The sequence below is a fragment of the Streptomyces sp. NPDC015661 genome (assembly GCF_043077765.1).
In the GTDB taxonomy this organism is placed as follows: Bacteria; Actinomycetota; Actinomycetes; order Streptomycetales; family Streptomycetaceae; genus Streptomyces.
This window is the reverse complement of sequence record NZ_JBIBST010000006.1, coordinates 1-15,034: the sequence shown is the minus strand read 5'-3', so window position 1 is coordinate 15,034 and position 15,034 is coordinate 1. Positions and strand designations below refer to the sequence as shown.

The 15,034-nt window shown below is 68.7% G+C and carries 10 protein-coding genes and 1 pseudogene; 4 read left to right on the top strand and 7 right to left on the bottom strand.

Going from position 1 to position 15,034, the window contains the following annotated elements:
- Positions 1 to 55 precede the first annotated feature (55 nt).
- Entirely contained in the window at positions 56 to 1,996 is a 1,941-nt protein-coding gene (locus ACF07V_RS17190) for a helix-turn-helix domain-containing protein (RefSeq protein WP_392154951.1), read from the top strand.
- Here the strand turns inward: ACF07V_RS17190 and ACF07V_RS17185 are convergent.
- Entirely contained in the window at positions 1,955 to 2,815 is an 861-nt protein-coding gene (locus tag ACF07V_RS17185) for a helix-turn-helix domain-containing protein (RefSeq protein ID WP_392154949.1), read from the bottom strand. The two genes, ACF07V_RS17190 and ACF07V_RS17185, sit on opposite strands and share 42 nt — an antisense overlap.
- A gap of 202 nt (positions 2,816 to 3,017) precedes the next feature.
- Between ACF07V_RS17185 and ACF07V_RS17180 the strand changes: the two genes are divergently transcribed.
- A complete protein-coding gene (locus ACF07V_RS17180) occupies positions 3,018 to 3,803 on the top strand; it encodes an SDR family oxidoreductase (protein ID WP_392154947.1) in 786 nt (261 codons plus the stop codon).
- Positions 3,804 to 3,939: 136 nt separating this feature from the next.
- Positions 3,940 to 4,341, top strand: a complete 402-nt coding sequence (locus tag ACF07V_RS17175) for a hypothetical protein (protein WP_392154946.1) — start codon at positions 3,940 to 3,942, stop codon at positions 4,339 to 4,341.
- Positions 4,342 to 4,657: 316 nt separating this feature from the next.
- Here the strand turns inward: ACF07V_RS17175 and ACF07V_RS17170 are convergent, their stop codons facing one another.
- Complete coding sequence (locus ACF07V_RS17170) at positions 4,658 to 5,416, bottom strand: D-Ala-D-Ala carboxypeptidase family metallohydrolase (protein ID WP_392154944.1); 759 nt, start codon at positions 5,414 to 5,416, stop codon at positions 4,658 to 4,660.
- Positions 5,417 to 5,432: 16 nt separating this feature from the next.
- The gene (locus ACF07V_RS17165; protein ID WP_392154943.1) at positions 5,433 to 6,194 is read right to left on the bottom strand and encodes a peptidoglycan-binding protein; all 762 of its coding nucleotides are present in this window, start codon (positions 6,192 to 6,194) and stop codon (positions 5,433 to 5,435) included.
- A gap of 245 nt (positions 6,195 to 6,439) precedes the next feature.
- Here ACF07V_RS17165 and ACF07V_RS17160 point away from each other — a divergent pair, with 245 nt between their 5' ends.
- Entirely contained in the window at positions 6,440 to 6,619 is a 180-nt protein-coding gene (locus ACF07V_RS17160; protein ID WP_392154942.1) for a hypothetical protein, read from the top strand.
- An 81-nt stretch (positions 6,620 to 6,700) separates the two neighbouring features.
- On the opposite strand, the gene ACF07V_RS17155 is transcribed toward ACF07V_RS17160, so the two are convergent.
- The 4 genes and pseudogenes from ACF07V_RS17155 to ACF07V_RS17140 form a co-directional block, all read right to left on the bottom strand.
- Positions 6,701 to 8,233: a hypothetical protein gene (locus ACF07V_RS17155; RefSeq protein ID WP_392154940.1), complete on the bottom strand. Its 1,533-nt coding sequence runs from the start codon at positions 8,231 to 8,233 to the stop codon at positions 6,701 to 6,703.
- A gap of 280 nt (positions 8,234 to 8,513) precedes the next feature.
- Positions 8,514 to 8,695: pseudogene (locus tag ACF07V_RS17150) on the bottom strand (transposase family protein); the annotation flags it as partial.
- 91 nt (positions 8,696 to 8,786) lie between these two features.
- A complete protein-coding gene (locus ACF07V_RS17145) occupies positions 8,787 to 9,275 on the bottom strand; it encodes a DUF1877 family protein (protein WP_392154939.1) in 489 nt (162 codons plus the stop codon).
- A 194-nt stretch (positions 9,276 to 9,469) separates the two neighbouring features.
- The coding region (locus ACF07V_RS17140; RefSeq protein WP_392154937.1) for an RHS repeat-associated core domain-containing protein at positions 9,470 to 15,034 on the bottom strand (5,565 nt) is incomplete at its 5' end.

Here is a 15,034-nt window from a genome sequence, read left to right as displayed (position 1 = left end):
CACCCCACCCGACCCCACCCCACCCGAAGACAGCACCCGGCCGCGAGGAGGCCCCATGACCGCCGACAGCCGGACGCCCGCACACGCGGAGGGAACCGCCACCGCGGAGACGGCTGCCCGGCGCCTCCTCGACCTCCTCGCCGCCGACGCCCCCGCCGAGGAACTCGCCGCCCAGCCCGCCCGCTCACGCGCGGCCGGTGCCGCCGCGCCGGACATCGCGCGGATCGAGGAGACCACCGAGACCGCCCTGGCCGTGCGGCGCGTACTCGACCAGTACCGCCGCCGGGAGACGGAGCTCGTGGCACTGTTCGACACCGCCGGCGACCTGGCAGCCCTGCGGGACCTCGACTCCGTGCTCCGCGCCATCGTCCGGCGTGCCAGAACCCTGCTCGGCTCCGACGTCGCCTACCTCACCCTCAACGACCCGCTCGCCCACGACACGTTCATGCGCGTCACCGACGGCTCGGTCTCCGCCGCCTTCCAGCAACTCCGCCTGGGCATGGGAGAAGGTCTGGGCGGCCTCGTCGCCCAGACCGCCCGCCCCTACGCCAGCACGGACTACCGCACCGACCGACGCTACCGCCACACCGGAACCATCGACGACGGCGTCGCCGAGGAAGGTCTGCGCGGGATCCTCGGAGTCCCCCTGCGCCTCGGGGAGGAGATCATCGGCGTCCTCTTCGCCGCGGACCGCACCCCGCGCGAGTTCACCCCCGACGCCATCGCCCTCCTCGGCTCGCTCGCCGACCACGCGGCCGTCGCCATCGACAGCGCCCGCCTCCTGGAGGAGACGCGCAGCGCCCTCGCCCGGCTCGAAGCCGCCAACGCCACCGCCCGCGCCCACGGCGAGGCACTGCACCAGGCGTCCGACGCCCACGACCGCCTCACCCGACTGGTCCTGCGCGGCGCCGGCATCGACGACGTGGCGGCCGAGATCGCGGCGTTGCTCGGCGGGGGAGTGGCCGTCCACGACACCGACGGCAGCGAACTGGCCCGCTCCGGCACCGGACCGGTCACGCCCTCCGCCGACACCCTGGCGTCCTCGCGTACCGACGGCCGCGCGATCCACGCCGACGGCGTCTGGACCTGCGCCGTCCTGGCCGGCACAGAATCGCTCGGGAGCGTCGTGCTGACGGGACGGGCCGACCTCCCCGAGGCGGACCGGCGCCTCTACGAACGCGCCGCACTGGTCACCGCGATGCTGCTCCTCATGCGCCGGTCCGTCGCCGAGACCGAGGACCGGGTACGGGGCGAGCTCCTCGACGACCTGCTCGCCGACCCCGCCGCCTCGGCACGCTGGGACGGCGGAAGCCTCACCCTGCGGGCCCGCCGGCTCGGCGTCGACCTGGCCCGGCCCCACGCCGTCGCCGTCCTCGACAGCGAACCGGCCCTGCGCCCGCGGCTGGCCGCCGAGGCCGCCCGCAAGGCCCGCGCGCTCGGCGGCCTGGCCGGCACCCGGCACGGCCACGTGGTCCTGCTGGCCCCGACCGACCGACCGGGGACACTCGCCCGCAGCCTCTCGGCAGACCTCACCCGGGTCCTCGGCGCACCCGTCACCGCCGGCGCCGCGGGCCCCGGGCACGGACCCGAGCGCCTCGCGGCCCTCCACGCCGAAGCCCTGCGCTGCGTCACGGCGCTCCACGCCCTCGACCGCTCCGGAGAAGGCGCCGACATCGCCGAACTGGGCTTCATCGGCGTCCTGCTGGGCGACCGCGCCGACGTCGGCGCCTACGTCGAGCGCGTCCTCGGCCCCGTCCTCGCGTACGACACCGAACGCGGCACCGACCTGCTGCGCACCCTCCGCGCCTACTACGACCAGGGGGCCAGCCTCTCCCGCGCCAAGGACGCCCTCCACGTCCACGTCAACACGGTCGTCCAGCGCCTCGACCGCGTCGCCCAGCTCCTCGGCCCCGACTGGAACACCCCGTCCCGCGCCCTGGAGACCCACCTGGCCCTACGTCTCCACCAGCTCACCCGCACCGGCGGCGAGACCTGAGAGCCCCCTCAATGCCCGGGCGGTGGCGGAGCCCGGCTCGACGTTGTAGACGCACAGGGTCTGTTCGGTGTCACCGGGGACCTGGAAGGACTCGTAGGAGAAGTGCAGCTCACCGGCGTGCGGGTGGAGGTAGTGCTTGGCGCCGTGGGTGCGGCGCAGCACCCGGTGGTCGTTCCACCACCTGGTGAACTCCGGTGACTTCACGGTGAGTTCACCGATGAGGTCGGCGAGTCGACGGTCGTGGGAGTTGCGTCCGGCTTCGAGCCGGAGGATGGCGACGGTCTCCGCGGCGATCCGCTCCCAGTCGCCGACACGCTCGCGGGCCTCGGGGTCGAGGAGGTAGTAGCGGGCGAGGTTGCGGTGGGGCGCGGGCAGGGCGTCGAAGTCGGTGAGGACGTCACGGGCGAGCCGGTTGGAGGCCAGGACATCGGTGCGCCGGCCCAGGATGAACGCCGGCACATGGTCCAGGGTCTGCAGCATCAGATACAGGCCGGGGCGCACCCGCTGGGGGCCGGCCGGGGCACGGCGAGCGGATGCGGGCCGGGCCAGGAGGTCGGCGAGGTGCTCCCGCTCGGACGGGTCGAGGCGCAGGGCACCGGCAAGGGCTTCGACGACCTCGGGGGAGGGGTTCTGGGCCCTGCCCTGTTCGAGGCGTGTGTAGTACTCCGTACTGACTCCGGCGAGCCGGGCCACCTCGTCGCGGCGCAGGCCGGGCACGCGGCGCACCCGGCCGTCCTCGGGCAGTCCCGCCCGGTCGGGTGTCACCCGGGAACGGCGCGTGCGGAGGAAATCGGCGAGTTCGCGACCACGGTCATCCATGCCCCCAGTGTGCCGGGCGCGCGCGGGTCACACCCCGGTCGCGGGTAGTACTGCCGGTACCTGCCTCGGCGGTACCTGCCTGGTCAGGGCACTTTCCGGCGTCCCGGGGGACCCCTCGGGGTGGTGTTCTTGTTCGGGGGCCGACGGCGCGAGGCCGCGGTCCCGAACCCCTTCACCCCACCCACCCCGAAAGGTGTGTCCCATGACCACGCGCACCCCGCACACGTCCGTCCGTCCCCTCTCCGGCCGCGTCGCCGTGGTCACCGGTGCCTCCAGCGGCATCGGTGAGGCGACGGCCGAACACCTCGCCGCGCTCGGAGCCCGGGTCGTCGTCCTGGCACGCCGAGCGGACCGCCTGGAGGAGCTGGTCGCCCGGATCGAGAAGAACGGCGGCCGAGCGCTGGCTCTGCCCGCCGATGTGACCGACGCGGCGGCCGTGCGGGCCGCCGCGGAGCGGGTGGCCTCCGAATGCGGCGGCGCCGACCTGCTGTTCAACAACGCGGGCGTGATGCTGCCGGCCCCCGTCGAGGAGCTGGCCACCGAGCAGTGGCAGCGACAGATCGACCTCAACATCACCGGCCTGATGAACGTGATCGGAGCGTTCACCCCGCAACTGGTCGAGGCGGCCGGAGAGCGCGGCGTCGCGGATCTCGTCAACACCTCGTCGATCGCGGCGCAGAACATCTTCCCCAACTTCGCCGTCTACTCCGCGACGAAGGCGTACGTCACCCACCTCTCCCGGCACCTGAGGGCCGAGCTGGGCGCGAAGAACGTCCGGGTCTCGGCGATCGAGCCGGGCATCGTCGGCACCGAGCTGCAGAGCCACGTCACCGACGAGGGCGCCCTCGCGTGGCTGGAGGGCTCCAAGAAGGCCATGGAGTGGCTCACGCCCGAGGACGTCGCACTGACCGTCGGCTTCGTCGTGAGCCTCCCGGCGCGGGCCAACCTTCAGCAGGTCACCCTCATGCCGACGGCCCAGCCCAGCTGACGCGCACGGAGAAAAGGAGGGGGTCCGGGGGCCCAGCCTGCCCCCGGACCCTGCGGACGCCGCTCCCATGACGCTCCGGCACACTTGGCCGGCGGCCCTTCCTCCCTCCGCCCCGACCTTCACACTGGAGCCCTCCTTGCCCCTGCGGACAGGTTGTGCCACCGGCCCGATATCCCTGCTTCTGTCGACCGCGCTCGCGGCCACAACGCTCACAGGCTGCGCGCTGCTGGAACTGGCCGGAGGCTGCGAGGGGACCGACGACCGGGTGAAGGAGATGGCGGCGCTCGACATCCTCGACTCCCGGCCCGACGGGGCCACCATCGCCCGGGGGTTCGAGGAGGTGGACGCCGGCTGCTGGGCGGACAGCGGCGATGTCGTGGTGTACGCCGGCCGGACGTACGCCTTCCCCGGCACACGGGCCGAAGTGACCGCGCCTTATCGGACGGCGGTCGTACGGGACGGATGGACTCCGGTCCCCGAAGCCGCCCCGACCTCACCACCGGGGCCGGCTACTCCGTCAGCATCGACTCGTACGTGAACAGCGGCGCCGAGGCGAGTTGCCAGGTTCTGTCGCCCGTGCAATCTCGGTTGGTGGATCGTGATCGTCATCGAGTGATGCGACGTCATGAACTCACCGATACCGAGGGCGATTTCGCGCGGCCATCGCCGACACTGGTACCCGTGGAGTACCTGGCGCGACCGGATCGCCCCTGCCACCTGAAGCCGCTCCGCCTGTGCTGAGCTCTCGGCGAGAACGTGCGTGACCGGTGGCGGCGGGACGACCCGGTCGGCCCCACGGGGGCCCCGGCCGAGTTCCGCGATGCCGTGCAGAGAACAGGTACGGAGCGGGAGGGTCAGGCCACGCCGTCCTGCCACCACCAGGACTGCGACCCGTAGGGGTACTCGACCCGGGAGTCGACGTGCTGCCACGAGACCGTGTACGTCTCCAGACCCGAGTAGCCGCAGGTCTCGGCCTTCTGGTAAATGGTCTTCGTGGACAGGCCGGAGATGGCGACATCCGCGGCGATTCCGTACAGGTGCATCGAGTTGGCGGCACCACCCACCGACGCGTTGTGGGAGATGCTGCGGAAGCCGGAGTTGACCGTGACGGCCAGGTCGCCGCACTTCTTGCGAAGCGCCTCCAGCTTGTACATGTTGCGGCGCACGTTCTCCTTGACGGTCGTGGCGCTCACCTTGCCACCCGAGAAGCCCGAGCCGTCCTTGCTCTCGAACTCGGAGAAGTCGAAGTGCGCGGTCGATCCGTCCGAGCTCTCCAGAGCGTTGAGCCGGCTGAACGTCTGTGACCCCGCCACACCGTCCACGGTGAGTCCGTACGCGGCCTGGAACCGACGGAGCGCCGCCTCGGTGCCGGGACCGAAGTCGCCGTCCACGGAGACGTAGGTCTGCTGGGCCGAGCCGGCGGCCCAGCCGGCGATCCGGATCTGGAGCTCCGTGACGGCCGCACCGCTGGAGCCCTGGGAGAGCTGTGAGGGCCAGCTGTAGGCGGCGGCCGGGCCGGCGAGGACCAGGCCGGTGCCGACGGCCAGACCGGTGGCGGCCACCGCGCCGGCGCCGTAGCGCAGCAGCGAGCGTCGCGAGAGGTCGGATGTCATGGTCGAGTCCTCTTTTCTAGTACCAGTTGTGGGACTGCCAGAAGGACCACGCCGCGCAAGGGCTGCCGTACCGCGACTTGATGTAGTCGAGGCCCCACTCGATCTGGGTGGCGGGGTTGGTCTGCCAGTCCGCGCCCGCTACGGACATCTTGTCGCCGGGCAGGGCCTGCGGGATGCCGTACGCACCGGACGAGGGGTTCGTCGCGTACACCTTCCAGCTGCTCTCGCGGATCCAGATGTTGTCCAGGCAGTCGAACTGGCTGCTCACGGACCAGCCGTGCTCGGTGGTCTTCCACTGAGCGGTGATCTTCACGGTGCGGGCGATGCGCATCGCGTTCATGGTCGCGGGGCCTGTGACGCCGTCGGCGGACAGGCCGTTCGCCTGCTGCCAGGCCGTCACCTTGGACTTGGTGCCGTCGCCGTAGGCGCCATCGGCGGTGGTGCCTACCTTGCGCTGTACCTCCATCACCTTGTTGTGCAGGGCGAGTTCGGTGCGACTGCCGTAGTCGCCGTCCTCGGCCAGCCCGTTGTCGTGCTGGAAGGAACGGACCGCGGTGCTGGTCTGCGAGCCGTAGACGCCGTCGATGCCGCTGTACGGCAGGTATCCGATCCCCGCGAGATTGCGCTGGAGCCAGGTGGTGGAGTCCAGGGCGTGTGCGGGGGCGGAGGGCACCAGCATGGCGAGCAGGGTGACGAACAGCACGAGTGCGGCGCGGGCGACGGGCAGCCGGGGGGCCGGCACCTGGTGGGCCGGAAGGGCCGTACCGATGGGTATCACTCCGAGTCCTTGTCTTCGCGGGTCGATGCCGATGTCTCGGCGCATGCACGCCGAGATGGCCAAGTCGCATGTGTACAGGCGACTTGGTGACGGAGTCGATGGTGCCGCCCCACAGGCGACGACTGTTGCGGGTGTCCGTCCCACACTTTCCCGTCCCACGCACCGAGCGTCCCGCACGTCCCGAGCCCGTCCCGTATCGCCGGTGTGCGGGTGAGACGAAGTCCTGCCCGGCAGGGTGCGGGAAGGTGCTGGTGAACTTTGCCGGGACGTCCGAACTCGCCCCCGGGAAGTGGTTCTGCCCCGCCGTCCGCACCTACGCGCACGGCCGCATCAACTACGGAACCATCCGCAGCCTGTGGCCATCGGGCACCGCACGGCCGCCCACCGCACGGCCGCCCACCGCACGGCCGCCCACCCAGTCTTGATCGGCACAGGGTGGCCGCCTGGCCGATTGGCCCGTGGTGGCGGCGATGCGGGAACTGTTTCGCATGAACTGACCGCGGCTGTCATTGAGGGGCGTACCTGCGCCGCATGAGGAAGTTGGGCGCCACCCCCGAGCCGTAGAGGAGGTCGAGCGTGCCAGGGCCGCGTGAGGCGACCATGGGAGTGCCGTGGGTGCCGTCGTGCGTGGTCGCGGGGGTCCACGTGTTCCCCTGTGCGTGCCAGGAGTGCTGGAGGAGGCGGTACTGGGCGTCGTTGCCGAGGTAGAACACGTCGAGGCGGTCCCGACCGGCTGCCGTGGCGGTGAGGTCGGTGACGAACGTGGGGCGAGCCACGTTCATCGTCCCGAGGTCCACCTCGCCGCTCCAGCCGGACGCGCCGATGAAGAAGCGGTGGATCAGGTGCTGTTCGGGGCTCCGGTAGAAGACATCGAGCAGGTCGGGGCCCCGGCTGGCGACGGCCGGGGCGGAGCCCTGGCCGCTGTCGCCGTCCGCTGCGATGCGCCCGCCGAGGTCCACTTCGCCGCTCCAGCCGACGCCAGGGCGCTCGTAACGCTGGATCAGGTGGCCGTCCTGGCCCCGGTAGAAGACGTCGAGCCGGTTCGGACCCCATGACACGGCCGCGGCGGCGCTGGTCATCCGCCCGCCCAGGTCGACCTCCCCGGTCCAGCCGCCCGCCCAGGGGGCCTCCAGACGCTGCTTCAGCCGGTCGTCCGCGCCCCGGTAGAAGAGGTCGACCCGGTCCAGGCCCCAGGAGGCGGCGGCGAGGCGGGAACGGGCCTCGAACGCGCCCAGGTCCGCCGTCCGCCAGCCGCCGCTTTCGAAGAAGTGCTGGATCGTGTGACGGGCGTCGCCGTCCATGACAAAGGCGTCCACGCGCTGCGTCCCGCGGGCGACGACAGCGGAGACGGGGTGGGCTCCGAACTGGCCGAGCAGGGCGATCCGTTCGGGCTGTTGCCAGCGGGAGACCATCGGCGCGGGAGGTGGAGCCGCGGTGGTCACCACCGCGGTGGCGTACGCGGACAATCGGGCATCGCCGGGAGTACCGCGATAGGTGCGAAGGCCGTATCGGTACGGCGTCACGAGCTGAAGGCCCGAGGTGTCCTCGTACGCGGTCATGGACCGTGCCGCTTCTCCGGTCACGTCGAAGACGTTCACGAAGTTCCCGTCGGCGAGGCCGAAGCGCTGGAGGATCAGCCCGTCGGCCCGGGAGTCGATCCGGTCCCACTCCAGCCGGACGCGGGGCCGGCCGCCGTTCGCGTCGTTCGCGGTGACCCGCAGTCCGGTGACCGGGCTCGACGGCGCGCCGCCCGACGCGGGCGGCACGCCGGTCGTGCTGTGGTCGGCCGAGGACCAGCGGATGTCACCGTCGGGGTAGACGCAGGCGGCCGAGAAGCGCAGGAGCGTACCCGAGGGCAGGTCCGACCAGGTGTGGACGGTCTGCGGCAGCTGTACGTCGACGGTGGGGGACACGGTGTCGGGGCGTGCCGCCACGATGCACTTCATCGGGGTGTCACCATCGATCCGCCAGCCGAGCGTGATCGAGTGGTCGGTGACCTCGTACGGCAGGGCGAAGAAGGTGGGGGCGACTCGTGCCATCTCGGACCTCGCTGCGGTGCGAAGGGCGCGGTTCTGAACGACGTGGGCGGTGCGTCGGTGGGCGGTGACCGGAGGATCGGCGACACGGTGTCGCGCCCGCCGATGGTCCCACGGAACGGCGTCCACGTACCCTGCCGGTGGACGCCATTCTCGCGGCCGGATCGCTCCATCCGCTCGCACTCGACGACACACGCCCAGTACGGGCATCGGCCTCGGAGTTACGGGCCGTGGAAGACGGTCTGGTTCAGCCGTGCCATGCCGGGTTCGACCGGTGCCCTCGCCGGAGGATCCGGCGGGTGCGGGCTGCCGTGAGGTCATGCGTGTGGCCCGGCAGGTGGGCAGGATCCACAGCAGCTCGCCGGCCGGATCGGTGAGGACCTGGACGTTCACGCCGTGCCGGCGGTGCTTGGCCGAGTAGTCCGCCCGGCTGTCGCCGACGCGGTCGCGCTCGGCGAAGGTCCCGGCCCTGATCCGCAGACGACTTCGCCCCGTCGATCACGCGATCGACGGGGCGATCCTGTTCGGCCCGGGAATCAAGCCGGTGGATCAGGGCTCAGCGGGAATACACGCGCTTCACCACAGCCTCGTGACCGGCGTCTGCGAGTCCATAGAAACGTTGCAGATCCTGGAGCCGGCGGCGCAGGTCCTGTTCGATCTCCGCCGCATCGTCACCGACTGCGCCCAGTTTCTTCCGGTGAAGGTCGAACAGTGCATCAAATTCGATGCTCGCCAGGTACTCGTGGGCGACGTGGACGCCGTCGGCATCCAACCAGACCATCACGTCGACAGGAGTTGCAAAACTCCCCACGTGGACGCCGCCGAGAACCGGAAGAGATGCGGGGCCGGTCGCCGGGAACTCCTCGCCCGTGAGCAGGAGGTTCACCGTGCGCCATTCCTCTCCGAGGCTGCACAGGGTCCCGGACTGAATTTCACTTGCGAAAACCTCATTGTTCCGGGTCGCGGAAAAACCCTCTTCCAGGAGGGGGACTCCGCGCTGCAGTTCATCGGCCGGGACCCGGCGCATTCGCATCGAATTTCCCATCAGTACTCCATTACGTGATCGTTGTCGTCCGGTTCGAATGCTATCGGCGACAGCTTATACCAACCCAGACCTGGCACACAGAACGGCAGGGGCCGCATCGCGAAATCTCATGACATTCTGCGATGCGGCCCCTGCGTTTTTCTTGCCGGTCAAACCCGACTTGCGAATATCGATGGGCCCGACCTATGCATGGTTCATGCTGCCAGCGCGAACGCCTCCCGTATCAGTGCGCCCGACGCCGCGAAGCTGACCGGGTCGTCCAGGATGCCGACACCTCCGGTGCCCACGTCCTCGACGACCGTTCCGATGGCGAGGCCCACCCCCGCGAGTCCCAGTCCCACTCCCGTGGCGATGTCCAAGAAGGAATGGCCATCGCCCTTGCTCTGGGCGGCCTTACGCTCCGGTTCCTGCGTCTGGTAGGCGATCACGCCCGGCGATATGGTCGAAGGCCAGACCTTGACCATCTCGTTCGGCTTCGCGTAGTTGGGAACGACGCCTGGCGGGAAGGCGAAGCCGGCTTGCACCACACGGTTGTCACCGGCGGCTTTGAGCTGCTCCTGGAGATACTTCACCTTGTTTTCGACGTCCTTCTTGCCATCGCGCTCGGCCGAGCCGCCCGCATGCTTGGCATCCCAGACGTAGACGGCGTCGTCGGTCCAGTAGAGGAGGTCCGCATAGCCGTCCTCAAGGCCCGGGTTTGCGGCAGATCCGCCCTTGATCTTGGTCTTGCTGTCCCTGAAGGTGTTGCCGGCGGAAGCGGACAGGTCCATGCTCACCTCGCCTCCACCCATCGGCTGGAATTCCGTCAGGTACATTGCGACGAACAGAATGGCCGAGTCGTGTGCCGAGTTGTACTGGTCGAAGTGGCACGAACCGCAGAGATCGTTCGGAGCGAAGAGGTTGGTCTCGGTCCTCCCGCAACCCCCGCAGCCGTCGTCGATACGGTGGCCGTCGAGTTCGACATTCGTCGTGGGGTTTCCGCCGGTGAACGCGTACCGGTTCCCGGTGAACGGGTCCGCGCCGAGGCTCATGTCCGCGAGCGCCCCGTTGTACATGTCCCGGGTGGTGAAGCGGTTCAGGCCCGGGCTGTAGTCGCGGAAGCCCATGTCGTACGTACCGGACTGGGCGTCCCAGCGCTTGCCGTTGTAGCGGTACGGGTTGTACGCCTCCTTGGTCGGATCGGCCGGGTCCGGCTTGTCGATGCCGGTGAACTCGGACTTGTCGTCCTTGCCGTAGGCGGTGTAGCCGTACGTCGACTTCGTGTCGCCGTTCTTGTCGGTGAGGGTCTCGACGTCGGTGTGGCTGTTGTAGCCGTAGTAGCCGTCCTCGACCGTGCCGTCCGTGTTGTGCTTGACCTGGGACAGGCGCTCGCCCCACGGGCTGTACTGGTACGACTTGGACAGCGTGCCGGCGACCTTCTCGTCCAGGACCTCCTTGGACAGGCCCAGGTACTCGAAGTCCGTCTTCTTGCCGTCCGCCGTCTTCGACACGGTGCGGTCGAGCGGGTCGAAGGTGTACGCCGTGGACTTCATCGCACCCGTCGAGTCCATCTTCTGGGACTCGACGACGTGGTCGAAGCCGTCGTACACGCTGCGCTCGATGACCTGGCCGCCCGCGGTGACGGACTCCTGACGGCCGAACGGGTCGTAGTTGTAGCTCGCCGTGCCGCCGGAGGTCGTCGCCGTCAGCAGCCGGTTGCGGTCGTAGTTGAACGTGGTGGTGGTGTTGTCCACCGTCTGGCTGACGACGTTGGCGTTGTCGTCGTGGACGTAGGTCTCGGTGCCCGCACCGTTGCCGGTCTTGACCGACTTGGTGAGCCGGTTGACCGGGTCGTAGGTGTAGTCGGTGGTGGAGTCGAGGTACGCCGCGTTGTTGTCGGCGTTCATCTTCTTCGCCACGTCCTGCGCCTTGTTGCCGTTGGCGTCATAGGCGTAGGTGTGCGACGACACCAGGGTGCCGTTGGGCTTCTTCTCGCTCTGGGTCTTGAGCGCCGCGTTCAGGTAGTAGACGTAGTCGACCGTGTTGCCGTTGGCCTTGGTCTCCTTCAGCCTCTGGCCGCGGTCGGTGTAGGTGTACGAGGTCACCTTCGGCGACGCGTCGGTGGCGGACTTGCCCACCGAGACCGTCTGGACCAGTCCCCGCAGGTCGTACGTGTACGTGGAGAACTGGTCGGGGTGCGTGACCGTGACCGGCTGGCCGTTGGCGTCGTAGGTGTAGGAGGTGGACTTCTTCTCCTGCCCGGCGAGCGCCTCGGTGACCTTCTGGACCTGGTTGAGGCCGGTGTAGGCGATCGTGTAGGCATCGACCCCGGCACCGGAGGAGGTGTCGCCGATCGACGTCAGGTTGCCGTTGACGTCGTAGCCGTAGGAGAAGGTGCGCTTCTCGGTGTCGGTGTCGCCCGAGTTGTTGCGGACGAGCTTGACGCCGTCGGCGACGACCGCGCCCGCGCTGTTCTGGAACAGCTGCAGCTTGGCCGTGTTCCCCTGCTTGAAGGAGAACGATCCGAGGCTGACCCAGGTGCCGGTGCCGGCGTTCTGGTCCTTGGTGACGTCAGTGGTGCCGGTGGAGTGCGTGACCGTGTACTTCGCGGCTGTGGCGGCTCCGGTGACCTGCGGGTACTTGACGTAGGCGGTGTAGGTGCCGTCCTTGGGGATGTTCAGGGTCCAGGTGAACGCGTCGGTTCCGGCGCCGGCGGCGTGGACCTGGTTGTCGTAGCCCTGCTGACCGGAGACGCTGCCCTTGGTCCAGGTCCCCGTGGAAGAGATGTTCTGGACGTCGGAGTTGTCGACCAGCGTCACCGCGCTGCCGACCGGCACGCCGTCGTCCGACTTCGACTTCAGCTTGCCGTCCGGGAAGTACGACCAGCTCATGGTGCGGTTCGAGGAACCGCCGGCCGAGGAGATCGTACGGGCGGTCTGCTTGCCGAGCTCGTCGTAGTCGTACGTGGTGACGATGTCCCACGGGTCGGTGGACGACTTGGCCCAGCCGTTGTCGAAGTAGCCGTAGGTGGTGTCGTTGCGGACCGTCTGGCCCTCCGACGGCGGCGCCGAGGTCTTGGAGACCCGGCCCACGTCGTCGTACGAGGTCTGGGTGTAGACGTCGGCCTTGTTGTAACGGGTGTCCGCCGGGTTGTAGGGCTGGAACTTCTTGACCGGGCGGTTCAGCGCGTCGTACTCGGTACGGGCGGTGAAGTCGTCCGCCGTGGCCGTGTCCACACCGCGCGGGGTGATCACCTTGGTGGTGTTGCCGACCTGGTCGTACTCGTACTTGGTGGTACGGAACGTCGTCCCGGAGTAGGGCGCCTTGACCTGGGTCTGCTTGCCCCGCTCGTCGTAGGTGACCTCGGTGGTGTTGTTCTCGGCGTCCGTGGCGGAGACGACCAGCGAGTCCTTGTCGTAGGACTTCTTGGTGGTCTTGCCCGCGGCGTCGGTGACCTGGGTGACCCGGTGGTTCAGGTCGTAGGCGGTCTTGGTGCTGTAGTCGGTGGTGTCGGCGGTCGCGTTCTTCTTCGGGTCGATGACCGTGACCGGGTTGCCGACGTTGTCGTACTCGTAGGAGACCTTGTCACCGGCGGCGTTGACCGCCGAAGTGAGCTCGTAGATCTCGTCGTAGGTGTTGGTGGTGACGTAGTCGTTCGGGTCCGCGGTGCTCGCGGTGCCCTTCGGCTCCGTCGTCGTCCTGACGTTGCCGACCTTGTCGTAGGTGAAGGTGGACGTGCGATCCGGTCCCGTAGGGGTGTCCTTCGGAGCGGTCGCCGAGGTGATCTGGTCGGTGGCGTCGTACACCGCCGTGGACACGGCGCCGTTGGGAGCGGTGACGGTGGTGATGTTGTTGTTGGCGTCGTAGACCGGGGCGGGTGCGGTGATCAGGTCGCCTGCGGCCTGGTTCTTCGGCACCGTCTTGACCAGCGGACGGCCGAACGTGTCGTACGTCTGCGTGGTCTTCTTGCCCAACGCGTCGGTGACCTCGGTGACCTGACCGCGCTCGTCGTAGACGAACCGGGTCGACTTGCCCAGTGCGTCGTTGATCGTGGCCGGATAGCCGGTCGGACCGAAGTCGCTGTTGGTGGTCGGGTTGCCGTTGGCGTCGGTGGCTTTGGTCAGCTGGCCGTAGGCGTCGTACTCGTACGACGTCGTGTAGTCACCGGCCGTGGTGGTGGCGACGCCCTTGGGGTCGGTGACCGTCTTCAGGTTGCCGAAGGCGTCATAGCCGAACTGCCAGGTGCGGCCCTCCGGTGACGTCTTGCGGTACAGGTCGGCGGAGTAGCCGTCCAGACGGGTCTGGTACTCGTACTTCTGCGCATTGGCCGGGTAGACGCCCGGTGCGCAGTCGCTGGAGGGCGGAACGCCCGCCTTGTTGTTCTCCGCGTCGCGCTGCCAGAGCGGGTAGCCGGTCCTGGCGTCGTAGCAGTACGTGGTCTTGGCGCCGTTGGCCTCTTCCAGGTACGTGACGTTGTTGTCCGCGTCCCAGCTCATCTTGCTGGTCTGGGACTTGGCGTTGGTCGTCTGCAGCGGGCGGCCGAAGTCGTCGGTCACGTACTGCGTGGCATGGTTCTCGGCGTCCGTCACGGTGGCGTCGGTGAACTTGGTGTTCGCCGTGTCAGCCTTGTACGCGAAGCCGGTCCCACCGCCGAGACGGTCGGTGATCGTCTTGGTCCACCAGTGGTACTTCGGGTCGTCGCCCGTCTGCGGGGCGTAGTACGCCATGGTGGTGGCATTGCCGCGCGGGTCGGTGGCCTTGACCAGCTTGACGTTCTTGTTCCCCTGCGTGGCGTCGTAGGTGAACTTGAAGTCCTTCGGCTGGGAGGACCCCGCGCCGTCGGTGAACTGGCCGAGCAGACCCTTGTCGGTGTAGTAGAAGGCGATCTTGCGGCCCGAGACGTCCGTCATGGACTTCACGTGGTCGTAGATCTTGGAGTTGTTCAGGTTCGAGCCGGTGACCTTGGCGCCCGAGTCGTTGATGTACTCGTAGGAGTTGTCACCCTTCTTGAAGTACTCGACCGTGAGCGACTGGCGACCCGCCGGGTCGGTGATGTACTTGAGGAACTTGGTCGGCTTGTTGTTCGACTTCCGTTCCTCGTAGGTGTACGTCTGCGTGTTGCCGTTCTTGTCCACCGTCGACGTCATGTAGCCGTCGCAGCCGAACACGAACCGCGTGCCGTCGGGACGGGTCATCGTCCAGGCGTCCGGGATCGGGTCCTTCAGCGGGGTGCAGTCCAGGCCCGCCTTGGCGGCCAGCTTGTAGTGCACACCGGCCGGCGCCTTCCACGAGCTCGTCGCCGAGTCCCAGCGGAAGACGTGCGTGGTGCCGTCACCGTCGGGGAGACGGATCTCGGTCGGGTTGGGCTTGGGCTGGAACTCCAGCGGCGCACCGAGCCGGACCGGACCGGCGGCCTGCATGGACCAGCCGTAGCCGGAGACGGTGTCGGAGGTGTCCAGGCTGTTGTAGGCAAACCGGGTGAACGTGGTAAGACCGCGGCCCGGGTTGGTGAACGCGTTGTACGACCAGACGCTGTTGCCCGAGGCCAGGTTGTTCATGACCGTGGAGCCGGCGCCGGTGTTCTTGCCCGTGTAGGAGTAGAACTTCTCCATGCCGAGCTGGTTGGAGGTCGGGTCCTCCACCGCCACGTTCTGCGCGAGACCCGGGATGCCGGAGGTGCCGGAAATCCAGGTGCCGGTGGTCTTGTTGTAGACGTCCCAGGTCAGGACGTAGTCGGTGCGCTTGTTGCCGTTGTCCGAGTTGATCGGGGTCTTGACCTG

What these genes read in the sequence shown, in the direction of transcription:
- ACF07V_RS17155 (WP_392154940.1), bottom strand. Translation starts at nt 8,233, where the DNA reads ATGGCACGAGTCGCCCCCACCTTCTTCGCCCTGCCGTACGAGGTCACC.
- ACF07V_RS17180 (WP_392154947.1), top strand. Translation starts at nt 3,018, where the DNA reads ATGACCACGCGCACCCCGCACACGTCCGTCCGTCCCCTCTCCGGCCGC.
- ACF07V_RS17145 (WP_392154939.1), bottom strand. Translation starts at nt 9,275, where the DNA reads ATGGGAAATTCGATGCGAATGCGCCGGGTCCCGGCCGATGAACTGCAG.
- ACF07V_RS17190 (WP_392154951.1), top strand. Translation starts at nt 56, where the DNA reads ATGACCGCCGACAGCCGGACGCCCGCACACGCGGAGGGAACCGCCACC.
- ACF07V_RS17185 (WP_392154949.1), bottom strand. Translation starts at nt 2,815, where the DNA reads ATGGATGACCGTGGTCGCGAACTCGCCGATTTCCTCCGCACGCGCCGT.
- ACF07V_RS17170 (WP_392154944.1), bottom strand. Translation starts at nt 5,416, where the DNA reads ATGACATCCGACCTCTCGCGACGCTCGCTGCTGCGCTACGGCGCCGGC.